Origin of the sequence: Shimia ponticola, from assembly GCF_007995215.1 — a bacterium.
Taxonomy (GTDB): domain Bacteria; phylum Pseudomonadota; class Alphaproteobacteria; order Rhodobacterales; family Rhodobacteraceae; genus Shimia_B; species Shimia_B ponticola.
Window position 1 is genome coordinate 168990 of the sequence record NZ_VCDK01000005.1, and the last position, 21360, is coordinate 190349.

Consider the following 21360-nt stretch of genomic DNA (forward strand, 5'->3'; position numbering starts at 1 on the left):
TCAGAGCGCGGCTGCCCTTTGATAGGCGGGGCGGTTGCGGAGCGCCTTGGACCAGGTCTTGACCCGTTCGTTTTCGACCGGGAATTTCGCGACAACGGCCCAACCGATGCAATGACAGGCAACGACGTCCGGCACCGTGAGGCTATCCCCGGCCAAGAATTCACCCTCTAACCGCTGGTCCAGACGCTCCACGGATTGGCGCCATTCCTCTTTGAGTGATGGCTTAATCTCGGGTACTCGCATCGCCTCTGGCAGGGCGAAGCTATGTTTGGAGGCCGTCCAAAGGACACTGTCCATCTCATCCAGAACAAAGTGCAAATGTGCATCCTGCCGTGCTCGCGCGATCGTGCCTGCCGGATGCGTCAGAGCGCCGTGTTTGTCCGCAAGGTAGGTGAGGATCGCGGTGGAATCCGTGATCACCTGATCGCCGTCCAGAAGGACCGGAACTTTGCCCGAAGGATTGAGTTCGAGAACCTTTTCAGAGCGCGGCCCCTCGTTGAGATGCTCATAGGGAATGCCCAACTCCTCAAGCGCCCAAAGCACGCGAAAGGCGCGGCTGCGTGCGCCACCAACAACGGTATACATCTATCGGGGTCTCCCCATCATCGCGAGCCGGATCAGCGCGCGTTCCATCAATGCCATCGCAGGCGCAGTCTGCGCCGCTGAGCGCAGCGTCAGGTCTGTTTCGGTCAGTAGGCTAAGCCCGTCCTCAAGCCGTGGCCGCCCCCAGTTCTGTGCCTGTCGCAGCATCCGGTCCCGTCGCGGGCCAAACACAGGGGGACGGACACGCCCAATACCCTGAGCAGCTCCGCCCGGATCGCTGGCGGCGGCATGCAACGTCCTGAAATGGCGCGTCGCCATGATACAAAGCGTGACCGGCAAAGTGCCTTGAGACTCAAGCCGCCGCATCATTGGACCCAATTCCTGCGCGCGCCCCTCGGCTACGATATTCAGCAGGTCATCTACCTCGGCTTCGGTGGATGTGGGTGCGCAAGCCTCGACATCGGCGCTGGTGGCAGGCGTCGCGTCACCGATCTTGTAAAGCGCGACTTTCTCGACCAGCTGCGCAAAGTCTCCCGGATCAAGCGCGCGCGACAGGGCAAAGAGCGCATCCATGCCGTCAGACGCCACCTCGGCCAAGCCTGCCTTTTGCAGTGTCGCTTCGATTTCCGCCCGCGACGGGGGGTCGTTATAGATCGCGGCTGCAAGCGCGTTTGGGTGACCTTCAAAGAACTTCCGCAGAGTGGAACGGGCGTTCAGGTTACCGGCGGCGATGACCACCTGAGCGTCGCCCGGTTGCCATTCCTCCAGCGCAGGGAGGATGGCCTTGGCCTGAACCTCGGTCGCTTCGTCAACAAACACCACGCGCGGCCCGGCAAAGAACCCTACGGCCTTGATCGCATCGGCCAGTGCTGCCGGGTCTTTGCGCAGGTCGCTCGCCATAAGCCGGGTCAGGCGCATTTCCTCCTCGCCCTGAGGTCCTACAAGCGCGGCGACCAGTTCTTGCCGCTTGAGCGCTACGCGCATGGCATCCTGACCGAAAATCAAAACGCCCAGCTTGTCTGGATCTGGTCTCGAAAAATACCCGGCTGCGTCGCGCGCGTTGAGTTTCACTGCGCTCGACCTAAACCGCTGCGGCGATCAGATCCTGCGTGATCTGGTCAGCCAGGATTTGCATCAGGCGTTTATTGGCGTCTTGGCGGGCCGTCTGGGTGGCCTGCGTGCTTCCTGTATTGGAGAACCCAGCGAACCCGCGCACCGACCCACGCGCTACGACCTCACCTGTGGAACGGTTCCTAAGCGTGTAGGTCGCGGTCCCAATCAGGTCGCGGCGCGTGATGGTGTTGGTCGATGAAATCGCGACGCTCGCGTCTTCAATGCTCACCGCGTAGCTCAGGTCAAACGCCGGATCATCGGCGACGCCCAAGGATCGCTCAAGCGCGCCGTTCAGCCAGAAATCATTCTGGTTGCGCGGTTCTTGCACCGCCACGCGGCCTTGCAATGCCTGCGCTCCCCCGCCCGGCCCATAAACCGGCGAAAAGCCACACGCCGCCAGCGGCAACGCAAGGCTGCCCAGTAGGAATTGGCGGCGGTTAAATGACGACATTCACGATCCGACCGGGGACAACGATCAGTTTCTTGGGCGATGCCCCGTCCAGCGCCCTGACGACAGCTTCGTTCGCAAGTACGAGTTTTTCAACCTCATCCTTTGGCATGTCCTTGGGCACCGTGATCTCGTCCCGGCGTTTGCCGTTGATCTGGATCGGAAGCGTCACGCTGCTTTCGACCAGCATCGCCTCATCGGCAACCGGCCATGGTGCATTGACGATCAGTCCCTCACCACCCTGATGGGCCCAGATATCCTCGGCCAAATGCGGGGTCATAGGGGCCATCAATTGCGCCAGCGTCATGATCGCTTGGCGCTGAGCCGAATAGGATGCCTTGGACTTGGCCAGAACGGCAGTAAATCCGTAAAGCTTTGCGATTGCTGCGTTAAATCCAAAGCTTTCAACGCCGCCGGTCACATCGCGGATGGTCTTGTGCATCTCGCGCAGCAAATCCTCGTCGCCATGCCCTTTGGCGTCGCGGTCAATTTGTCCGATCTTGTCGCACAGGTTCCAGACGCGCGTCAGGTGCTTGGACGCAGCCTCTGCACCCGAGGCGGTCCATTCGACGTCACGCTCTGGCGGGCTGTCGGACAGAACGAACCAGCGCGCTGTGTCCGCGCCATATTCGCTGACGATGGCGGCGGGGTCGACGACGTTATTTTTCGATTTGGACATCTTGGCCGATGGCACGATGTCCGCCTCTGTTCCATCAGCAAGGAAGGCTTTGCCGTCCTTCAGCGTCACATCCTGCGGATAGTGATAGACGGGGCGTCCCTTTTCATCCGTGGTTTTGTAGATTGCGTGCGTGACCATGCCCTGTGTGAACAGCGCATCAAATGGCTCTTTCGCACTCTCTGGCAGGTGGCCGGTAATGTGCATCGCCCGCGCAAAGAAGCGGGAGTAGAGCAGGTGCAGGATCGCGTGTTCGATGCCGCCGATATACTGGTCGACATTCATCCAGTAGGCAGCGTCATCCGCGTCGGTGGGAGTCGCAGCGTGCGGCGCGGTAAAGCGGGCAAAGTACCAGGACGAGTCCACGAAAGTGTCCATCGTATCCGTTTCGCGCTGCGCAGGTTGACCGCATTTCGGGCAAGTGCAGTTCCGCCACGATGGATGACGGTCCAACGGATTGCCCGGGATGTTAAAGTCAATCGCCTTGCCGTCTTCGTCGTAGGGCAGCGCGATAGGTAGGTTTTCTTTCTTTTCAGGCACTACACCGCATTCGTCGCAATGCACGACCGGGATCGGGCAACCCCAATAACGCTGGCGGCTCAGCCCCCAATCACGCAGGCGGAATTGCACTTTGCCCTGCCCCAGACCGCGTTTCTCGGCCCAGTCGATTGTGGCATCGATGGCCTCTTGGCCTGTGGCTTCGGTCAGACCAGCGGGCTGGTTCACCCAGCGCACTTTTTCAGTCTTGGCTGGGACAAAGGCTTCGTTCGCGACCGGCGTGTCATCGTCCAACGCAAAGAAGGTGTCGATGACCGGCAGGCCATATTTACGCGCAAAATCAAGGTCACGCTGGTCATGTGCCGGACAGGCAAAGATCGCGCCAGTGCCGTAGCCCATCATCACAAAGTTCGCGACCCAGACCGGCAACGGATCACCGCCCAGCGGATTTTCCACGGTCAGCCCGGTGTCAAAGCCCTTCTTCTCGGCCTTTTCCATCGCGGCTTCGGTGGTGTCCATCTTCTTGCACTCATCCGCAAAGGCGGCGAGGTCGGCGTTGTCTTTGGCGAGTTCTTTCGTCAGCGGATGGTCCGGCGCGAGGCCGATGAAAGAGGCGCCAACCAGTGTGTCGGGGCGCGTAGTGTAAACAGTGATGCCGTCGTGACCGTGCGCAGGTGCGGTCAGGTCAAAGGTCATCTCCAGCCCACGGCTCTTGCCGATCCAGTTTTCCTGCATCAACCGTACCTTGGCGGGCCAGTTATCGAGACCGTCGAGGGCCTCCAACAACTCATCCGCCATATCGCTGATCTTAAAGAACCACTGGGTCAGCTCGCGCTTTTCGACCTCGGCGCCTGAGCGCCAGCCTTTGCCGTCGATGACCTGTTCGTTCGCCAGAACGGTCATGTCGACCGGGTCCCAGTTCACGACCGCGTTCTTGCGATACACCAGCCCAGCCTCAAGCATGTCGAGGAACAGCGCCTGCTGCTGGCCGTAGTATTCCGGATCGCAGGTCGCGAACATCCGCGACCAGTCGAGCGACAGACCCAGCGGCTTCATCTGTTCGACCATGGTGTCGATGTTGCCGTAGGTCCAATCCTTCGGGTGGCCGCCCGATGCCATGGCGGCGTTTTCGGCTGGCATGCCAAAGGCGTCGAAGCCCATGGGGTGCAACACGTTGTGACCCGTGCTCATCTTATAACGCGCTATGACGTCGCCCATCGTATAGTTGCGGACGTGCCCCATGTGCAGCTTGCCTGACGGATATGGGAACATCTCAAGGACGTAATACTTGGGTTTTGCACCGGCTTTCGTGGCCTTGAATGTCTCGGCTTCGGCCCACTTGGCCTGCCATTTCGGTTCGATGTCAGAGGGGGCGTAAGGCATGGTTCGGTGTCCGGGAAACTGGGTGTCGGTGTGCGGTTTAATGCGCTTGTTCGGGTGGGTCTAGGTGGGGCTTCGTTCACGCGTCCAAACAAGGGATTTGGCGCGCAAGCGTTGCAAGCGCGTCGAATACTCAATGGATCTTTGATTATAGGCGGCCGTCAGCCACGCGAAGCTGGCGAGCACGGCTCAGGATCGCATCCTCGACCGCGCGGACGGTTGCAGGCGATGCAGGTCCAGAGCGGGTGACAAGCGCAACATTCAGCGAGCGCGCCTCTAGCGCTGGATCCTGCACAAGGATCGTCGCACGATAGGCCCGGCCACCGCCGGGTGGCGTACCAAAACCCGTCACGATCACGCCGGTGAAGGGATCAACCGTCTGGATTGGGAGGAAATCAAGCGTCTCAAGCGCGGCGCGCCAGAGATAACGGTTTACGGCGACGGTTTCGCCGCCCCTGATCCGTGCGGCCTGTTGCGTCGCCGGTTCGCGCGCACCCAATCCCAATCCGGAAAACGGGTTCGGGATCGACCCGCAACCGACCAAAGCGGCCAGCGCAGAAATGGCGCCAAAGCGGATGATTGACTGTTTCATGAGGGCCCCACTCATTCCTTTCATTCACCTTTAACCAACGGCACCCAAGGTGCCAAGTCCGGCAAACTGTTGAAGGACCTTCAGAAAAGAAAAGAGCGGCCCAAAGGACCGCTCTTCCCTAAATGAACTGACGTTCGACTTAGAATGCGAAGGACAGGGACAGCGTGGTGCCGTCTTTCACGTCGCGTGGGCCGATTTCGTCGTTGCCGGTGTCATCGCCATACGATGCGGTGAAGGTCGCGCCGCCACCCAGGTCGTATTCTGCACCGATGTACTGACCGTCGTCATCCGAACCGCCTGCGAACGCAACGATGCCGTTGCCCAGGTCGTATTCCATGTTGATGCCGGCGTCTTCGTCACCACCATCGTGGTAGAATGCGTCGATCGACAGTGGGCCGTCGGAGTATGCAACTGCGATACCGTAGCTGTCGTCGATTGCCGACTCAGACACGTAGAAGAAGGTCGCGGTCACAGGACCGATTGGGTATGCAACTTCGATACCAGTCGAGTCTTCGTCGTCGTCCTGAGCGTAAGCAAAGGTCACGTCTGCGCCACCGAAGGAGCCGGACACTGCCAGACCAAACACTTCGTTGGCGTTGTTGTCGCCGTTGAAGAGAACGAAGTCAGCTGCGAAATCGCCGTCAACTTCTTCTTGGTATGCCAGGATAACGTTGACCGCGCCAACGTCTGCAGTGACACCCAACGACAGTTGCTCCAGGTCGCCATTGGCGTTGCCCGAACCACCAGTCACGTCACCGATGGTGTCGTTGTAAAGGATGTACGACAGGCCAGCAGTCACACCACCGAACATTGCTTCACCGCGCATGACGGTTTCGCCATCTGCTTCGGAGAATGCGTCTTCCGCCATGTTGGTGACGCCCGACCAGTAGGTTTCAGCTGCGTATGCAGTGTCACCGAAGATCAGCGATGCAGTGTCGGACGACAGCGACAGGGTCGCGTTGTTGTCAGCGACAAAGCCGTCGGAGTCGACTTCGTCATCTTCACCGTCGGTCAGCTCAAAGCCGAACGATGCCGATGCAGTCAGACCGTTGTCCAGTGTCTGCGACAGAGTCACGTCCAGATCGACGTCAAAGTCGAAACCGTCGGTGATGTCGTCATTGTATTCCAGAGTGGCTGCGCCCGACCAGCTGACTTCTGCAGCTGCTGCGCCTGCCAGCACGACCAGAGCGGTCGAAGCGAGAAGGATGCGTTTCATGTTTTTCCCTCGTGTTTGCATTCTCGAGAATGCGTAATCCCCAAGAACGGGTCTTAGCATGGTGGTGTATTGGCTCTGACGGCCCGTAATGGTCAAGCGATGCACCTCAGTGCCTATCGGTCTGCCCCATGATTGATGCAAAGTAGCCACACACTGTGGGTCTGGATTTCATCTCAAAACTGGGCCAAGCGGCGAGCAGGGCCAAATGTGGCGAAATCAAGGTCAAAACAAGGGGGTTTTGCGAATGAGCTATGCAGACATTACTGAGCGAGTCGCTGAGGCGGAACGCGCAGCAGGACGCCCAGAAGGCAGTGTTCACCTGATCGCGGTGTCAAAAGTGCAGCCGGAACCACGCGTCCGTGCCGTTCTTGAGCAAGGCCACCGGCTCTATGGCGAGAATCGGGTGCAGGAGGCCGAAGAGCGCTGGTCAGCCCTGAAACCCGATTTCCCCGACACGGACCTGCATCTTGTCGGGCCGCTTCAGTCCAACAAAGTCCGCCCTGCGCTTGAACTGTTTTCCACGATCCATTCCCTGGACCGCCCGAAACTGGCCAAAGCCATCGCCCGCATTGCACAAGAGGTCGGCCACTCACCGAACCTCTTCATTCAGGTCAACACGGGAGAAGAGCCTCAGAAAGCCGGAATCACGCCGGACGATCTTGACGCTTTTGTGGCAGAGTGTCGGTCGATGGACCTCAACATCCAAGGTCTCATGTGCCTGCCCCCCGTTGATGAGGAGGCCGCCTTGCACTTTGCGCTGTTGGCTAAATTGGCGGAGCGCAATGGTCTAAAGGGCCTCTCGATGGGAATGAGCGCGGACTTTGACAAGGCGATCAAGTTTGGCGCCACGCATATCCGCGTCGGATCAGCGATCTTTGGCGAACGCGTGAAACCGGCCTAAAGGACGATGACGCGCGTATCGTAACGGATGCGCGGCAGCAGCCAATAAAGATGGTCCCGACGAAACGCCACGCACCCTTCAGTAGGATACCCCGGCTTGCGCCATTGATGTAGAAATATGGCCGAGCCTCTACCTTTGACCGCGTAAGGCCAATTCCAATCGGTAAGAAGCACCACATCATATAACGGGTCAGCTCGGCGAAGCGCCTCATGGCTATGCGGATAGGGTGCACGTACCATAAGATTGTAGTCTTCATGCGCGGGATCGTCAGACCACAGATCCCCCGGCCTGATCGGGAGCGCCCAGTCGGCAGGTCGCGACAGGCGGTCAGGCCGATAGAGCATTCCGACCAACCGATGCGTACCGCGAGGCGTGGCACCGTCGCCTTCTTTCTTTCGCTTGGTGATGCCACCACGCCCAACCGTGCAGGGCAGTTTGCGACCGAAGGCGCGTACATGGGTCGGCGTGACAACAATATCGGTACGCCTCATGGCGCGGCACCGATCACAACAGGTGTCCGGACTTCGCCGCCTTCACGGCGAGGTAATGCGCGTTCTCGGGCGTCTCTCCAACCTTGAGCGGGACACGTTCGACAACTTCGACACCGTGATCATTCATCCGCGCCACCTTGGCGGGGTTGTTGGTCATCAACCGCGTGCTGGTAAAACCAAGCTTGCGAAGCAGGTCTGCGCCCAGCGCCAAATCGCGTTCGTCGTCTTCAAAACCCAACCTGTGGTTCGCCTCGACCGTATCAAAGCCCATGTTCTGCAAAGCGTAGGCGCGCATCTTGTTGGCGAGCCCGATTCCGCGGCCTTCTTGGTTCAAATACAAAAGGACCCCATTGCCCTCTTGGCCCATGGCCTCCAACGCTGCGCGCAGTTGCGGACCGCAATCACATTTCAACGACCCAAGCACGTCGCCGGTAAAGCAGGCCGAGTGCAGGCGCGAAAGAACAGGTTGTGATCTGTCCGGGCTACCGATCTCGATTGCGTAGTGTTCGGTTCCGCCGTCATCGGGGCGAAAGATGTGTAGGCGTCCAGCCTGAGATGCCTCAAGCGGGAGGCGCGCGTGAACGACCTCGGCAAATGTGGCGCGTTCGGGGATGTCGGTACCGACCTGAGTCAGCCCCAAGGTAACATGCGGTCCCGCGACTACGATCACTGCCGGTAGAAGTTGCGCTGACTTGGCCAGAGCAATGCCCGCACGATGAATGTCGGTATTGCCGCCACGCAGACTTTTGAACGGGCCCTTCATGGGGTGGCGCAAATCGGTCGCCGGATCAGCGACCGAATGCACCCAATCCAGCGTCGCATCCGCCGGAAGGCCAAAGCGCGCCGTGCCGACATCATAGGCATGCGCCTTGAGCGTGGCCGCGCGCCAATCGGTGACCGCGATTTCGACCGGCTGGTCCATTTTGCGCAAGGCATCAAATCGGTCGTTCTGCAAAGTCTCGATCGCAAAGACGAGCGCGCCTTCGATCACGACTGGCAATCCCATACGCAAATCGGTCCGCGCGCGGGCGCGCATTTCGGCGGATGTTGGCGTGAAAGGATGCGGTGTTGTCATGGTCCGCATATAGGCCCGCACGCTTCGAAATTGAAACAATCATATCTCCCGGCTAACGGCTGCGTGAGAGAAATGTTGCAAACCTTGCCCATCGTGACGCGTTGGCCAATCTCCTGATCAGACGCGCCACAAATCGGCGGAGGAACGCATGGCACAACTGAAGAAAATCCTGCTCATCGACGATGATGACGATCTGCGCGAAGCGCTGGGTGAGCAACTGATCATGACCGAAGACTTCGATGTCTTCGAGGGCGGATCAGGGGCCGAGGCCATGGAAAAGATCAAGGACAGCCTTTATGATCTGGTCATCCTCGACGTTGGCCTGCCCGATACCGATGGGCGCGAACTGTGCCGACTGATGCGCAAGCAAGGCGTGAAATGCCCCGTCCTGATGCTGACAGGCCACGACACCGACGCCGACACCATCCTGGGTCTGGACGCGGGTGCCAATGACTATGTCACCAAACCCTTCAAATTTCCTGTGCTGCTGGCCCGCATTCGCGCCCAGCTTCGTCAGCATGAACAATCGGAAGACGCCGTCTTCCAGCTTGGGCCCTACACCTTCAAGCCAGCGATGAAGCTGCTTGTCACGGAAGAAGACAAGAAGATCCGTCTCACGGAAAAAGAGACGAATATTTTGAAGTTCCTCTACCGCTCTACCGACGGCGTCGTCGCGCGCGATATTCTGTTGCACGAAGTGTGGGGCTACAACGCTGGCGTCACGACCCACACGCTGGAAACGCACATCTATCGTCTGCGCCAAAAGATCGAGCCGGATCCATCGAATGCGCGCCTGCTGGTTACCGAGTCCGGTGGGTACAGATTGGTGGCGTAATTTTTGTTGGAACCTTTTTGTGGATCGCTGGTTAAGCCAGTGATCCACGGGGCCTCCCACCCCGTATACTTAGCATCCCGCCGTAGATCCGGGTTACGATCTGCACCTCCCTGTTGGACTTGCCCGGGCTTCGGTTGAAAAACTGGCCCGGGTTTTTTTTGACCATCCGCTGGCGGATCAAGCGTCTGTCGCGATCTGATCCCTCAGAACACGGCGCAGGATTTTGCCTGACGCGGATTTTGGAATTTCCTCGACAAAGCGAATGTCCTGCAGCTGTTTGTATGTCGACAGCGTCTTGGCGAAGTGCGCATGGACCGTGTCAGCGTCTGGCGCGTCGCCTGCGCGGATGACAAAGGCCATAGGCCGTTCCCCGGCTTCGTCATCGGCCACCCCGATGACAGCAGCATCAACGATCCCGTCCATTGCAACCAGCTCGGCCTCAAGCTCTGCTGGCGCGACCTGAAAGCCTTTGACCTTGATCAGTTCTTTCAGCCGGTCGACGACATAAACAAAGCCCTCTTCATCAATGCGGGCGATATCCCCGGTGCGCAGCCAACCATCTGAGGTGATCGTGGCTTGGGTAGCCTCAGGATTGTTGAGGTAGCCCTGCATGACCTGCGGACCTCTGACCCAAAGTTCACCTTCAACGCCCGTCGGCTGATCCTCTCCGCTTTCAGGGTCCACAATCCGGGTCTGCGTGTTCGGCAGTGTCAGGCCCGCAGCGCCAGCGCGCGGCGAATGCGCCGGAACCGCATGTGATACAGGTGACAGCTCGGTCATTCCGTAGCCTTGCAACGTCAGACAGCCGAGCCGCGCCGCGAGCGCATCGAACAACTCACCGCCCAGAGGCGCAGCGCCACTGAATATCTGCTCAATCGATGACAGATCGTATTCATCCACCAACGGATGCTTGGCCAGCGCCAGCGCGACCGGCGGCACGACCCACATGCGCCGCGCCTTCACGTCCTGACTGATTTGCAGGAACATCGGCAGATCAAAGCGCGGCAACGTCACGAGCGCACCGCCTCCCGCAAGATGCATATTCATGAGAACTGTCATGCCGTAGATATGAAAGAACGGCAGGAACGCCGCCGTGGTTTCTCCGGCGCGAAAATCTGTCCCGACCATGGTTTGTTCGACATTCACCACGAGGTTCCGATGCGAGAGCATCACACCTTTGGGCAGGCCGGTCGTGCCGGATGAATAAGGCAGAACAACGGAATGCGTTTCAAGATCAACCGCGACCTGTGCCTCAAGTGGCCCGCCGATCAGCGCCTCGAATTCGGGGGTACCAATCGCTACGACTGGCGTCTCACCAGCCCCTTCCGTTGCAGTTTCCATAAACATCGGGATGGTCAGCAGCAGGTCAGCGCCGGAATCCTTCAACTGATGCGCAACCTCCGAGGCGGTGTAGGTCGGGTTCAACGTTGTGATCGTGCCACCCGCCCAGGCCACGGCGTGAAACACGACGCAGTATTCGGGCATATTGGGCGCCATCAGCGCCACCGTCCTGCCGGCGCCATAGCCCGCAGCGGTGAGCCCGCCGGCCAAACGTTTTACCTGATCCACAAACTCTGCTGCCGTCAAAGTGCGGCCGGACGGTCCGTCCGTCAGGACCGTTTCATTGGGTCGTGTCTCAAGATTGGCAAAGACGCGCTCCGTTATGGTCTGCTCAGGAATCGAAACGTCGGGAAAGGGGCTGTGATAGATTGTCATGGGTCCTCCGTGCCCAAGAACTTGGCACGTCAGAGCAAAATTCCAAAGAAATCCTTTAGATTGCGCAGCAAGCCATGTGCCACGTCGACAATCGCGACCTCGGCGGGGCAATCGACCAAGCAAACGTGATCCCGACGGATACAAGATCGTCATGTTCTACGATGAGCGGTCGGCACAGAGCGCTGGCCAACGTGCGGTGTTGGTCTAAGGTCCTCCCACAGCTTTGGGAGGGCCGCCATGAAACTGACACTGCATCACATTAACCTCGCGACCGAGAACGTTGAGCGTATGGATGTGTTCTACCGCGACGTCCTCGGCCTCGCGCGCGAAGAGGCGGGGCTGCCAACGCTTGAGAAAAAGAAGGGCTATGCAGGCGACGTGGCCTTTGTCACCGATGGCGCGATCCAAACGCATCTGGCGCAAAAGGATGTGCTGGCGGGGTTTCATTCAGGGCAATTCGTCAACCCGGTCAGCCGGGGCCACATCGCCTATCGGACAGACGATTTGGAGGCATTCAAAGAGCATTTGCGCGCGAATGACATCCCCTTTGCAGATTGGGGCCATCAGGCCGTCGCCGGTTGGGCACAGATCTTTTTCTATGACCCGGACGGCAACGTCATAGAGGTGCACCAGGTGATGGAATAGGTCCTAGTTCGCCAGCGTCGTGGCGACCGTGAAGGGCACCACCGCTGCTGCGGCAAACGCGCCAAGGCCCGCCAGCGCCACCACACCGTCCCGCACCAAGAGCGCTAGCGCAATCAGGACAGTGCCAAGCCCGATCAGGGAACTCGAAAACGGGATCAGCTCCAAGAGCGGCGTCGCAGCCCCTGCACACCCAGCAATCCCCATCAACACACGGCCTGAAATCCGGTCAGTGAGCAGGTGCCAGCGCCGCGCGGTGCGGGCATCCAGCCACGTGGCTATGCCCCGAAGCCGCTTGATGGCACTCGCGGCCCGCGCACCTTTAACCCCCTTTGACAGAAACGCCTTCGGCAGCCAGATCACCGAGCGCCCGGCGGCACCCTGAAACGCGATCAAGGCGATGCTCAGTCCTGCGACGCTGGAAAACAGCGGGATGCCGGACAGGGGCGATGCAAGCGCCAACCCCAAAAGGATCAGGAGCGGCAGAAAAGAGGCACGGCCAAATTCACCCAGAACGTCCCCAAAGGTCAGCGTGTCATGGTCCTTCAGACCGGACGCGCGATCCAGCATGTCATTGACGGGGGCGGAGGGCGTGCTGGCGGGCGCACTGTGTTCTGAAGAAATGGAACGGCTCATGATATTTGCCATATCGGGTGACGTTCGCTCCGGATCAACTGGCCCTTCTGTCAGAAACGTGGTCTTGCTGTGCCAACGCGACAGGAGCCAAAAAGATGCCTTTCACCCTTGCCACATGGAATATTAACTCTGTCCGCCTGCGTGCAGACCTTGTCGCACGGCTGATGAAAGAAGAGGCGCCGGATGTCTTGTGCCTTCAGGAATGCAAGTCGCCTGTCGACAAGATCCCCATGGAGGTGTTCGAAGCTCTGGGCTACGGCAACATCGTCGCGCGCGGGCAAAAGGGCTATAACGGCGTCGCGATCCTGTCGAAAATGGAATTGGAAGAGGTCGGAGCAGAGGATTTCGCCTCGCTTGGCCACGCCCGCCACATCGCTGCAAGGCTGCCGAATGGCGTGGTGGTCCACAACCATTATGTGCCTGCAGGTGGGGACGTTCCGGACCGGGACAAGAATGAGAAATTCGGCCAGAAACTGGACTATCTGGCCGAGATGAAAGCCTCGTTCGAGGCCGATGCCCCCCAACGCGCCATCCTTGTCGGCGACCTCAACATCGCCCCGCGCGAGGACGATGTCTGGAGCCACAAGCAACTACTGAAAATCGTCAGCCATACGCCGATTGAGGTCGAAACCCTGACCGCCGTGCAAGAGGCCGGAGGCTGGGTCGACGTCACCCGCAAAGACATCCCCGAAGGCCTGCTTTACAGCTGGTGGTCCTACCGCGCCAAAGACTGGGACGCCGCCGACAAAGGCCGCCGTCTGGACCACATCTGGGCCACCCAGGACATCGCTGACGCGGCACATTCGAGCCGGATTCTGCGGGACGTACGCGGATGGGAAAAGCCATCGGATCACGCCCCGGTCTTTGCGACGTTTGATCTTTAACGAGGAACAAAAGGCCACACCGATGACGATCGAGACGATAGTAGACTTCGAGACCTATCCAATCTCCGACGCTGAATTCGGCAACGCCTGCGCGGAACGCCTGAATCGGGATGGAGTGCTCGTCTTGCCCGACTTCATTCGCCCCGCAGCACTGGAAACCATGCGGGCCGAGGCAGAAGCCGGTCGCGCAGAGGCCTATTTTTGCGCTCAGAACCATACGGTGTATCTGACGCCGGAAGACCCGGATTTGGATGACGATCACCCTGTGAATCGACAGGTTGTCTCATCGAAAGGGTGCATTTGTGATGACAGGGTGGCTGCCGATAGCCCACTGCGTGAGCTGTATGATGCCGCAGAGTTCCGTAATTTTGTGCGCGCTGTGACGGGTCAGCCAGAGTTGCACCCTTACGCAGACCCTTTGTCGTCCATCAACATCCACTACGCCGAGCGTGGACAAGAGTTGGGCTGGCATTTCGACAATTCGTCCTTTGCCATCACTTTGCTAATCCAAAAGCCCGAGGCGGGCAGCCGGTTTGAATATATCAAGGACCTGCGCGACGCGAACGCTGGGGACATGAACTATGGCGGGGTTGCGGCTCTTCTCGATGGAGACACCAAACCAGACGTCCTCACGATGGAGCCCGGCACGCTTGTCCTCTTCAGAGGACGCAACTCAATCCATAGGGTGTCACCAAACGACAGCGACAAGACCCGGATGCTGGCCGTTTTGGCCTATAATGACGAACCCGGTGTCAGCCTGTCTGAAAGCGCAAGAATGACCTTCTACGGTCGTCTGTCCTAAGCAGTCGGCCACCCACCCCTTCCCTTTCTCCACAACCAGACGCATATAACGATGCAAGTTTGAATGAGGGGCCTATTATGCTCGAACTGAATGCCGGACCTGCCGCAGAAGACCTGATCAAGGACGTCAGCGAAGCGACCTTTATGGAGGACGTGATCGCGGTGTCGAATGACGTGCCGGTGATTGTGGATTTCTGGGCTGAATGGTGCGGACCGTGCAAGACGCTTGGCCCCGCACTCGAGGCGGCGGTGACCAAGGCCAAAGGCGCGGTGCGCATGGCCAAGGTCGACGTCGACAAAAACCAGATGATTGCCGGGCAGCTTCAAATTCAGTCGATCCCGACGGTCTATGCCTTTTACAAAGGTCAGCCAATTGACGGGTTCCAGGGCGCGATCCCTCCGTCGCAGATTGATGAGTTCGTGGAACGCGTGGCCAAGGCAGCTGGCGGCACGGCAGATGGCGGTCTGGGTGAGGCCGTCGCGGCGGCTGAGGAGATGCTGGAGGCCGGAGCGGCTGTGGATGCGGCTCAGACCTTTGCGGCCATTCTGGGCGAAGACCCGAACAATGCAGCGGCCTATGGCGGGATGATCCGGGCGCATGTGGCGCTGGAGGAGCTGGATCAAGCCGAGGCGATCCTGAACGGCGCCCCAGCCGAGATCAGCGACAGTGCCGAGATCGAGGCCGCGCGGGCGCAATTGGAACTGGCCAAGCAGGCTGCTGACGCCGGGCCGGTGGCCGAGCTGACCGCGACGGTCGAGGCGAACCCCGACGACCATCAAGCGCGTTTTGATCTGGCACAGGCGATGCACGCGGCAGGCGATGCCGAAGGTGCGGTCGACCAGCTGCTCGAACTGTTCCGCCGGGACCGCGAGTGGAATGACGGCGCGGCCAAGACGCAGCTCTTCACCATTTTTGATGCTTTGAAGCCAAATGACCCGGTTGTTCTGAACGGGCGTCGAAAACTGTCGTCGATGATATTTGTCTAAGGGCGGCTTCGGCTTACGTGTAGCTTATGGCTTGGACAGGCGACCTACCCGACACCATCGCGATTTTTCCGCTACCCGGGGCGCTTTTGCTGCCGCGTGCGCGGTTGCCGTTGCACATCTTTGAACCCCGCTATCTGGCGATGCTGGAAGATTGCCTGAAGACGCCGCACCGGCTGATCGGGATGATCCAGCCTTATGATGGGCCAAGCGGAACGGCGACCTTGCATTCGATCGGCTGCGCCGGTCGCGTGTCCCAGTTTTCTGAAACGGATGACGGCCGGTACATGATTACGTTGGCGGGCGTTTCGCGGTTTCGCGTCAAAGAAGAAGTCAGCGGCTTTACCCCCTATCGTCGCTGCGAAGTGGACTGGACCGGGTTTGAGCGCGACCTTGGCAATACAGAGCACGACAAGGGCTTTGACCGGGACGGGTTCTTGGACCTTTTGGGCCGTTTTTTCGCCTCGCAGGATTTGTCGACGGATTGGGACAGCCTGAAAGAGGCCGATGACGAGATGCTGATCAATTCGCTCTCGATGCTGTGCCCCTTTGACCATGAAGACAAACAAGCACTGCTTGAAGCCCCGTCTCTGAGCACGCGGCGCGAGACGCTTGTGACGCTGTTGGAATTCGCGCTGCGTGGCGGTGCCGGTGAAGAGGTGATGCAATGAGCGCGTTTGATCCCAAGATGCTGGAGGCTTTGGTCTGCCCCCAGACCCGCCAACGTCTGACCTATGATGCGTCAAAGCAGGAATTGGTCAGCAAGGCGGCGCACCTTGCCTACCCGATCCGGGATGGCATTCCTGTGTTGCTCGTGGATGAAGCACGGCAGTTGGATTGATCGCCTGGAACCAGGTGGATTTTGATAACAACGTACCTTGAGCAGAGCACCTGCCCGGTGGGAACCACCGCGCCGCGCCCGACCCTGGGTCTGGAGCACCCCTAGTCCACGATCACAGGCATTGGCCCCGCCAACGTGATCTCCTCCGGGCTGACATCACATCCATAGGCCAACATCTCCACACCCGCCTCGCGCGCAGCGCGGTAGGCTTTGGCGTAGGCTGGGTCGAGGTCTTCGGCCAAGGTGAACCGCCCGCAGCCCATGTATTGCACGACATAAAGCATGATCGCGCGGTGGCCTTGGGCGACCATATCAGACAATTCATACAAATGCTTTGCCCCCCGCGTCGTGACGCTGTCAGGGAACTCGGCCCAGTCGTCGCGGCGCAACAGGTGGACGTTCTTCACCTCAACATAGGCATCCGGCAGTCCCGGTTCCGTCAGCAGGAAATCGACACGGCTGTTTGTGCCATATTTGACCTCTGGTCGGACGGTTCCGTAGTCGGCGAGTTCTGTTACGCGCCGGGCCTCCAAGGCCTCTTTCACAATGCGATTGGGGGTCGCTGTGTCGATCCCCACCATGACACCACCGGGTTCTGCGACACGCCAGCCATATTTCAGTTTCTTCTTCGGATCGTCATTAGGTTCCAGCCACACCTTTAATCCAGGGGCCTTCAGACCCATCATCGAACCGGGGTTGGGGCAATGGGCGGTGACAATCGCTCCATCTGCCAACTCCACTTCAGCCAAGAAGCGTTTGTAGCGACGGATCAGCGTGCCGGGTACAAGTGGGGTTTGAAAGCGCATGAGGCGGACCTATACCGCAAGAGGTCGATGTCCAAGGAGTGCCCCGATGCCCAACCCAACAGCAGCCATGTGCGTAATCGGAGACGAAATCCTGTCAGGCCGCACACGGGATGCGAATATGCACTATCTGGCCGGGCAACTTACCGAGCGAGGCATTGATCTGAAAGAAGTGCGTGTCGTGTCCGATGATCGCGACGCCATTGTCGCGGCGGTCAAAGCGCTGGCCGACGGGTTCGACCATGTCTTCACCTCGGGCGGAATTGGTCCGACACATGATGATATTACTGCTGACTGCGTTGCAGCAGCATTCGACGCGCATATCGACGTGCGCGACGATGCCCGCGCCATCCTCGCGGCCCATTACGAAAAGGCTGGGACAGAACTGAACGAAGCCCGCCTTCGCATGGCGCGCATTCCCGATGGGGCAACGCTGATTGATAACCCGGTCTCGGCAGCACCCGGATTTACCATTGGCAATGTCCACGTGATGGCGGGTGTGCCGTCGATCTTTCAGGCCATGGTAGCGAGCGTTCTTCCTACCCTGACAGGCGGCGCACCGCTGTTATCAGTGACGCAGCGGATCGAACGCGGTGAGGGGGACATCGCAGGTCCCTTGGCCACCTTGGTAGACGCCTATCAGGACCTGTCCTTTGGGTCCTATCCGTTCCAGAAGGACGGAAAATTCGGCTCCAACATTGTCATTCGCGGAACAGAGATGGCCGTTCTGGAAGAGGCGCAAGCCAAATTGGTGGCGTTGTTTCCATGACGCCGCATGCGGCGGACATCTTTGATTTGATTGACCGCTCATGGCCACCAGAGGCCATGCGCCGAGACGGTATCTGGGTCATCCGACAGGACAGCAGCGGGTCCAAACGCACAATGGCGGCTTCATTGGCGCCGGGCGCGAATGAGGATACCGCGCCCGCCGAGATTGAACAGGCTGAGGTCGCCATGACCGCGCTGGATCAACCGATGTTGTTTCAGATTCGCGGCCCGTCCGGACCATTGGACCAAGCGCTTGGCGAGCGGGGCTATCGCATCGTTGACCCCTGTACGATCTATGCCATTCGAGCGGAGGCTTTGGCCGCGCCTGTCCCGCATGCCACCGCGTGGAGCCTCTGGGAACCCTTGGCGATCCAGAAGGAGATTTGGGCCGAAGGCGGCATCGGACCTGGTCGATTGGCCATCATGGAGCGGGCCGGCGCGCCCAAGACGTCGATCATCGGACGGGTGAATGACCGGGCGGCTGGTGCAGCCTTTGTGTCTGGTGCGGGGTCACTGGCCATGATCCACGGGGTCGAAACACTGGCAGACTATCGCCGCAAGGGCGTCGCGCGCTGGATGATGGTCGCCGCGTGCAACTGGTGCATTGAAAACGGGATCGACTGGCTGACTCTCATCACCGTGAACGACAATCTGGCTGCCAACGCGCTTTATACTTCTATCGGCATGACGCCTGTGGGACAGTACCACTATCGTATCCGGGACTGATCCATGACTGATTTGCCAACTGCACTCGACCTGCCAATGGTCGATCCGCTACCGCCTGAAACACAAAAGTATTTCGACATTTGCCAAGAGAAACTGGGGCTGATCCCAAACGTGCTTCAGGCTTATGCGTTTGATATCGACAAGCTGAACGCCTTTACCACGATCTATAATGATCTGATGTTGGCCGACAGCGGCGTGACCAAGCTTGAGCGTGAGATGATCGCGGTTGTCGTGTCTTCGATCAATCGCTGTGTCTATTGCCTGACGGCCCATGGTCAGGCGGTGCGCGCGATGTCGGGTAATCCTGTACTGGGCGAACATCTGATCATGAATTACCGGGTCGCTGACATCACGCCAAAGCAGCGCGCAATGCTGGATTTCGCGGTGGCCATGACCGAGGCCAGCCACAAGATCGAAGAACCAGATCGTCAGGCATTGCGCGATGCCGGTTGGAGCGATCGCGACATCTGGGACATCGCCAACGTGACAGGGTTCTTCAACATGACCAATCGCGTGGCGAGCGCGACGGACATGCGCCCCAATCCGGAGTATCACGCGCAAAACCGATGATCAGGCATGGGATCATAGCGGCATGGCTTTGCCTGTGGGCAGGATGTGCCGGCGCGCTGGAGTTGAGCGTGCCATCTGGCGCCGAGGTCACGTCAGAGCGGTCGTCGTCTGCTGCGCGGGTGTCGGTTCCCTCCGGGCCGTATCGCGATGGCTTTTTGCCGGTGCGCGACACGGCGGGCGACAAGGTGATCACCGCCTATCGGGTCCCGCAGCCGGGCATCACCGCGCTCGACCTTATTGCACCGCTTGAGGATCAACTGGTTGCTGGTGGCTATCGCGTCTTGCTCGGTTGCGAGACGTTCGATTGCGGCGGGTTTGATTTTCGTTTTGCCATCGAAGTCCTTCCGCCGCCCGCGATGTTCGTGGATTTAGGCGAATTTGCCTATGTCAGCGCGGTTTCGGAGCGCGGCGAAGACTTCGTTATGGCCCTGGCCAGCCGCACATTGGATGTCGGCTTTTTGCAGATCACGCGGGTCAACGGGTCTGGCACGGCGGTCAATTTAACGACCTCACAATCCAGCAACGCGCCTGTTAGCAATCCCGTGGATGCAGAAACCGGGCTGGATCAAGCCGGGCATGTGGTCCTGAGCGATTTGAGCTTTGCGACCGGCACCACGAACCTCAGCGAAGGCTCCTATGCATCGCTTGCTGCCTTGGCAGAGTACTTGACCGCCAATCCGAGCCGACGCATTGCCCTTGTCGGGCACACAGATGCCTCCGGGTCGTTGGAGATCAATCTGCAAGTCAGCCGCGCGCGGGCCGAGGCAGTTCGCGCGCGTTTGATTGCGGTCTACGGGATCGCAGCAGACCGGGTCGAAGCCGAAGGTGTGGGCTATCTATCCCCGCGCGCAAGCAATCTGAGCGATGAGGGCCGTGCCGCGAACCGCCGGGTTGAGGCCGTGGTGATTTCGACGGAGTAGGTTGCTGTGAAAAGCTATGAGGGCCGACCCGGCCAAGGGCAGTTGTAAAGCGCCTGCCCTTTGGGACCGTCGAAGGTTTGCCCGGCGGTGCCGCCGGGCAGTCCTTTTACTTCGGCGATTCTAAATCCGCTCAATCGCAATCGCGATGCCCTGACCGCCGCCGATGCACATGGTTATCAGCGCTTTTTTCCCGCCGGTCCGTTCCAGTTCATACATCGCCTTCACGGTGATGATTGCACCTGTCGCACCCACAGGGTGGCCCAGCGCAATTGCGCCGCCATTCGGGTTCACCTTGGCCGGATCAAGGCCCAGTCCGCGCGTCACGGCAATGGCCTGAGACGCAAATGCCTCGTTGGATTCGATCACGTCAAAATCGCCTGCTGTCAGGCCTGTTTTGGCCATCAGGTTTTCAACGGCTGGGATCGGACCGATACCCATGACTTCTGGCCGCACGCCTGCATGACCGTAGCCCAGCACGCGGAATTTCGGTGTCAGTCCTGCCTTTTCGGCAGCGTCTGCCGTGGCCATCACCACCGCTGCCGCGCCGTCGTTGATCCCTGACGCATTGCCTGCGGTCACGGTGCCGTCTTTCTGGAATACCGGTCGCAGGCTGGCGAGTTTGTCGATGCTTGTGGCCTTGGGGTGCTCATCGCGCGCGAAATCAACCATGTCGCGTTTCACGCGGACCTGCACCGGAACGATCTGATCGTCAAAGAAGCCGCCTTCGATGGCGACAGCTGCGCGGTCTTGGCTTTCAAGCGCGAAGGCATCCTGATCTTCGCGGGTTACGTTGTGTTCTGCGGCAACGTTTTCTGCGGTCACACCCATATGCCCGGTGCCAAAGGGGCAGTTCAGAGCGCCCAGCATCATGTCACGGGTCTGGATGTCGCCCATTTTCGCGCCCCAACGCTGATCACTGATAATGTGCGGGCTGCGGCTCATGTTTTCGGCCCCACCGGCCAGACCGAACGCTGCATCGCCCATGGCGAGCGACTGGAACGTCGAGACGATGGCCTGCAGGCCAGAGCCACACAGACGGTTCACGTTCATGGCGGGCACGGTTTCGGGCACACCCGCCTGCATGGCAGCAACGCGCGACAGGTACATGTCACGCGGCTCGGTGTTGATGACATGGCCAAAGGCGGTGTGGCCAATTTGCGCGCCCTCAACGCCTGAGCGTTCCAATGCCGCTGTGGCTGCTGCTGCGCCAAGAGCAATGGGGCTGGTCCCCGCCAGCGATCCGCCAAATGTGCCGATGGCGGTGCGTGCGCCGCCGAGGATTACGATGTCTGTCATGGATG

General features: G+C 59.5%; 24 protein-coding genes. 12 read left to right on the forward strand and 12 right to left on the reverse strand.

Annotated features, from left to right (window positions below):
* From FE702_RS11010 to FE702_RS11035, 6 genes are all read right to left on the reverse strand, one after another.
* Positions 1–585: a glutathione S-transferase family protein gene (locus FE702_RS11010; RefSeq protein ID WP_147126353.1), complete on the reverse strand. Its 585-nt coding sequence runs from the start codon at positions 583–585 to the stop codon at positions 1–3.
* Positions 586–1614 (reverse strand): DNA polymerase III subunit delta, encoded by a 1029-nt coding sequence (gene holA, locus FE702_RS11015; protein ID WP_147126354.1) that lies wholly within the window; start codon positions 1612–1614, stop codon positions 586–588.
* Positions 1615–1624: 10 nt separating this feature from the next.
* Entirely contained in the window at positions 1625–2107 is a 483-nt protein-coding gene (gene lptE / locus FE702_RS11020) for an LPS assembly lipoprotein LptE (protein ID WP_147126355.1), read from the reverse strand.
* Positions 2094–4661, reverse strand: coding sequence for a leucine--tRNA ligase (leuS, locus tag FE702_RS11025; RefSeq protein ID WP_147126356.1), 2568 nt, complete (start codon positions 4659–4661; stop codon positions 2094–2096). Before leuS ends, lptE begins: the two co-directional genes overlap by 14 nt.
* Positions 4662–4806: 145 nt before the next feature.
* Positions 4807–5250, reverse strand: a complete 444-nt coding sequence (locus FE702_RS11030) for a DUF3576 domain-containing protein (protein ID WP_255449666.1) — start codon at positions 5248–5250, stop codon at positions 4807–4809.
* Between the two features lie 139 nt (positions 5251–5389).
* Positions 5390–6466, reverse strand: coding sequence for a porin (locus tag FE702_RS11035; protein ID WP_186827059.1), 1077 nt, complete (start codon positions 6464–6466; stop codon positions 5390–5392).
* Between the two features lie 244 nt (positions 6467–6710).
* Here FE702_RS11035 and FE702_RS11040 point away from each other — a divergent pair, with 244 nt between their 5' ends.
* Positions 6711–7367 carry a YggS family pyridoxal phosphate-dependent enzyme gene (locus FE702_RS11040; RefSeq protein WP_147126359.1) on the forward strand — a complete coding sequence of 219 codons (657 nt, stop codon included), beginning with the start codon at positions 6711–6713 and terminating at the stop codon, positions 7365–7367.
* On the opposite strand, the gene FE702_RS11045 is transcribed toward FE702_RS11040, so the two are convergent.
* Entirely contained in the window at positions 7364–7858 is a 495-nt protein-coding gene (locus FE702_RS11045) for a L,D-transpeptidase family protein (protein ID WP_147126360.1), read from the reverse strand. The genes FE702_RS11040 and FE702_RS11045 overlap by 4 nt on opposite strands.
* Before the next feature lie 13 nt (positions 7859–7871).
* The gene (gene ribA / locus FE702_RS11050) at positions 7872–8933 is read right to left on the reverse strand and encodes a GTP cyclohydrolase II (protein ID WP_147126361.1); all 1062 of its coding nucleotides are present in this window, start codon (positions 8931–8933) and stop codon (positions 7872–7874) included.
* A 148-nt stretch (positions 8934–9081) separates the two neighbouring features.
* Here ribA and FE702_RS11055 point away from each other — a divergent pair, with 148 nt between their 5' ends.
* Positions 9082–9768, forward strand: coding sequence for a response regulator transcription factor (locus tag FE702_RS11055; protein ID WP_147126362.1), 687 nt, complete (start codon positions 9082–9084; stop codon positions 9766–9768).
* 177 nt (positions 9769–9945) lie between these two features.
* On the opposite strand, the gene FE702_RS11060 is transcribed toward FE702_RS11055, so the two are convergent.
* Positions 9946–11484, reverse strand: a complete 1539-nt coding sequence (locus tag FE702_RS11060) for an AMP-binding protein (RefSeq protein WP_147126363.1) — start codon at positions 11482–11484, stop codon at positions 9946–9948.
* A 237-nt stretch (positions 11485–11721) separates the two neighbouring features.
* On the opposite strand from FE702_RS11060, the gene FE702_RS11065 reads away from it, so the two are divergent.
* Positions 11722–12129: a VOC family protein gene (locus FE702_RS11065; protein ID WP_147126364.1), complete on the forward strand. Its 408-nt coding sequence runs from the start codon at positions 11722–11724 to the stop codon at positions 12127–12129.
* Positions 12130–12132: 3 nt separating this feature from the next.
* Here the strand turns inward: FE702_RS11065 and FE702_RS11070 are convergent, their stop codons facing one another.
* On the reverse strand, positions 12133–12762 hold the full coding sequence (locus FE702_RS11070) for an exopolysaccharide biosynthesis protein (RefSeq protein ID WP_186827060.1): 630 nt from the start codon (positions 12760–12762) through the stop codon (positions 12133–12135).
* Between the two features lie 95 nt (positions 12763–12857).
* Here FE702_RS11070 and xth point away from each other — a divergent pair, with 95 nt between their 5' ends.
* The 5 genes from xth (at position 12858) to FE702_RS11095 (ending at position 16272) form a co-directional block, all read left to right on the forward strand.
* Positions 12858–13646: an exodeoxyribonuclease III gene (gene xth / locus FE702_RS11075; protein WP_147126366.1), complete on the forward strand. Its 789-nt coding sequence runs from the start codon at positions 12858–12860 to the stop codon at positions 13644–13646.
* A 22-nt stretch (positions 13647–13668) separates the two neighbouring features.
* Positions 13669–14448, forward strand: a complete 780-nt coding sequence (locus tag FE702_RS11080) for a HalD/BesD family halogenase (RefSeq protein WP_186827061.1) — start codon at positions 13669–13671, stop codon at positions 14446–14448.
* Between the two features lie 77 nt (positions 14449–14525).
* Positions 14526–15434, forward strand: a complete 909-nt coding sequence (gene trxA / locus FE702_RS11085; RefSeq protein ID WP_147126367.1) for a thioredoxin — start codon at positions 14526–14528, stop codon at positions 15432–15434.
* Between the two features lie 26 nt (positions 15435–15460).
* Positions 15461–16102 carry an LON peptidase substrate-binding domain-containing protein gene (locus FE702_RS11090; RefSeq protein WP_147126368.1) on the forward strand — a complete coding sequence of 214 codons (642 nt, stop codon included), beginning with the start codon at positions 15461–15463 and terminating at the stop codon, positions 16100–16102.
* A complete protein-coding gene (locus FE702_RS11095; RefSeq protein WP_147126369.1) occupies positions 16099–16272 on the forward strand; it encodes a Trm112 family protein in 174 nt (57 codons plus the stop codon). The genes FE702_RS11090 and FE702_RS11095 overlap by 4 nt, the downstream gene beginning before the upstream one ends.
* A 101-nt stretch (positions 16273–16373) precedes the next feature.
* Here FE702_RS11095 and sfsA read toward each other — a convergent pair whose 3' ends face one another.
* Positions 16374–17078: a DNA/RNA nuclease SfsA gene (gene sfsA / locus FE702_RS11100; protein WP_147126370.1), complete on the reverse strand. Its 705-nt coding sequence runs from the start codon at positions 17076–17078 to the stop codon at positions 16374–16376.
* 46 nt (positions 17079–17124) lie between these two features.
* On the opposite strand from sfsA, the gene FE702_RS11105 reads away from it, so the two are divergent.
* The 4 genes from FE702_RS11105 to FE702_RS11120 are packed head-to-tail and all read left to right on the forward strand — an operon-like array spanning position 17125 to position 20059.
* Positions 17125–17844 (forward strand): competence/damage-inducible protein A, encoded by a 720-nt coding sequence (locus FE702_RS11105; protein WP_147126371.1) that lies wholly within the window; start codon positions 17125–17127, stop codon positions 17842–17844.
* Positions 17841–18569 carry a GNAT family N-acetyltransferase gene (locus FE702_RS11110; protein ID WP_147126372.1) on the forward strand — a complete coding sequence of 243 codons (729 nt, stop codon included), beginning with the start codon at positions 17841–17843 and terminating at the stop codon, positions 18567–18569. The genes FE702_RS11105 and FE702_RS11110 overlap by 4 nt, the downstream gene beginning before the upstream one ends.
* Before the next feature lie 3 nt (positions 18570–18572).
* The gene (locus FE702_RS11115) at positions 18573–19139 is read left to right on the forward strand and encodes a peroxidase-related enzyme (protein WP_147126373.1); all 567 of its coding nucleotides are present in this window, start codon (positions 18573–18575) and stop codon (positions 19137–19139) included.
* Complete coding sequence (locus tag FE702_RS11120; RefSeq protein WP_147126374.1) at positions 19136–20059, forward strand: OmpA family protein; 924 nt, start codon at positions 19136–19138, stop codon at positions 20057–20059. The genes FE702_RS11115 and FE702_RS11120 overlap by 4 nt, the downstream gene beginning before the upstream one ends.
* Positions 20060–20179: 120 nt before the next feature.
* Here FE702_RS11120 and FE702_RS11125 read toward each other — a convergent pair whose 3' ends face one another.
* Positions 20180–21355, reverse strand: a complete 1176-nt coding sequence (locus tag FE702_RS11125) for an acetyl-CoA C-acyltransferase family protein (RefSeq protein ID WP_147126375.1) — start codon at positions 21353–21355, stop codon at positions 20180–20182.
* Between the last annotated feature and the right edge of the window lie 5 nt (positions 21356–21360).

Excerpts from the sequence above, each read along its gene's own strand:
- FE702_RS11010 (WP_147126353.1), bottom strand. The coding sequence starts at position 585 with ATGTATACCGTTGTTGGTGGCGCACGCAGCCGCGCCTTTCGCGTGCTT.
- lptE (WP_147126355.1), bottom strand. The coding sequence starts at position 2,107 with ATGTCGTCATTTAACCGCCGCCAATTCCTACTGGGCAGCCTTGCGTTG.
- leuS (WP_147126356.1), bottom strand. The coding sequence starts at position 4,661 with ATGCCTTACGCCCCCTCTGACATCGAACCGAAATGGCAGGCCAAGTGG.
- FE702_RS11030 (WP_255449666.1), bottom strand. The coding sequence starts at position 5,250 with ATGAAACAGTCAATCATCCGCTTTGGCGCCATTTCTGCGCTGGCCGCT.
- FE702_RS11035 (WP_186827059.1), bottom strand. The coding sequence starts at position 6,466 with ATGAAACGCATCCTTCTCGCTTCGACCGCTCTGGTCGTGCTGGCAGGC.
- FE702_RS11040 (WP_147126359.1), top strand. The coding sequence starts at position 6,711 with ATGAGCTATGCAGACATTACTGAGCGAGTCGCTGAGGCGGAACGCGCA.
- FE702_RS11045 (WP_147126360.1), bottom strand. The coding sequence starts at position 7,858 with ATGAGGCGTACCGATATTGTTGTCACGCCGACCCATGTACGCGCCTTC.
- ribA (WP_147126361.1), bottom strand. The coding sequence starts at position 8,933 with ATGACAACACCGCATCCTTTCACGCCAACATCCGCCGAAATGCGCGCC.
- FE702_RS11055 (WP_147126362.1), top strand. The coding sequence starts at position 9,082 with ATGGCACAACTGAAGAAAATCCTGCTCATCGACGATGATGACGATCTG.
- FE702_RS11060 (WP_147126363.1), bottom strand. The coding sequence starts at position 11,484 with ATGACAATCTATCACAGCCCCTTTCCCGACGTTTCGATTCCTGAGCAG.
- FE702_RS11065 (WP_147126364.1), top strand. The coding sequence starts at position 11,722 with ATGAAACTGACACTGCATCACATTAACCTCGCGACCGAGAACGTTGAG.
- FE702_RS11070 (WP_186827060.1), bottom strand. The coding sequence starts at position 12,762 with ATGAGCCGTTCCATTTCTTCAGAACACAGTGCGCCCGCCAGCACGCCC.
- xth (WP_147126366.1), top strand. The coding sequence starts at position 12,858 with ATGCCTTTCACCCTTGCCACATGGAATATTAACTCTGTCCGCCTGCGT.
- FE702_RS11080 (WP_186827061.1), top strand. The coding sequence starts at position 13,669 with ATGACGATCGAGACGATAGTAGACTTCGAGACCTATCCAATCTCCGAC.
- trxA (WP_147126367.1), top strand. The coding sequence starts at position 14,526 with ATGCTCGAACTGAATGCCGGACCTGCCGCAGAAGACCTGATCAAGGAC.
- FE702_RS11090 (WP_147126368.1), top strand. The coding sequence starts at position 15,461 with ATGGCTTGGACAGGCGACCTACCCGACACCATCGCGATTTTTCCGCTA.
- FE702_RS11095 (WP_147126369.1), top strand. The coding sequence starts at position 16,099 with ATGAGCGCGTTTGATCCCAAGATGCTGGAGGCTTTGGTCTGCCCCCAG.
- sfsA (WP_147126370.1), bottom strand. The coding sequence starts at position 17,078 with ATGCGCTTTCAAACCCCACTTGTACCCGGCACGCTGATCCGTCGCTAC.
- FE702_RS11105 (WP_147126371.1), top strand. The coding sequence starts at position 17,125 with ATGCCCAACCCAACAGCAGCCATGTGCGTAATCGGAGACGAAATCCTG.
- FE702_RS11110 (WP_147126372.1), top strand. The coding sequence starts at position 17,841 with ATGACGCCGCATGCGGCGGACATCTTTGATTTGATTGACCGCTCATGG.
- FE702_RS11115 (WP_147126373.1), top strand. The coding sequence starts at position 18,573 with ATGACTGATTTGCCAACTGCACTCGACCTGCCAATGGTCGATCCGCTA.
- FE702_RS11120 (WP_147126374.1), top strand. The coding sequence starts at position 19,136 with ATGATCAGGCATGGGATCATAGCGGCATGGCTTTGCCTGTGGGCAGGA.
- FE702_RS11125 (WP_147126375.1), bottom strand. The coding sequence starts at position 21,355 with ATGACAGACATCGTAATCCTCGGCGGCGCACGCACCGCCATCGGCACA.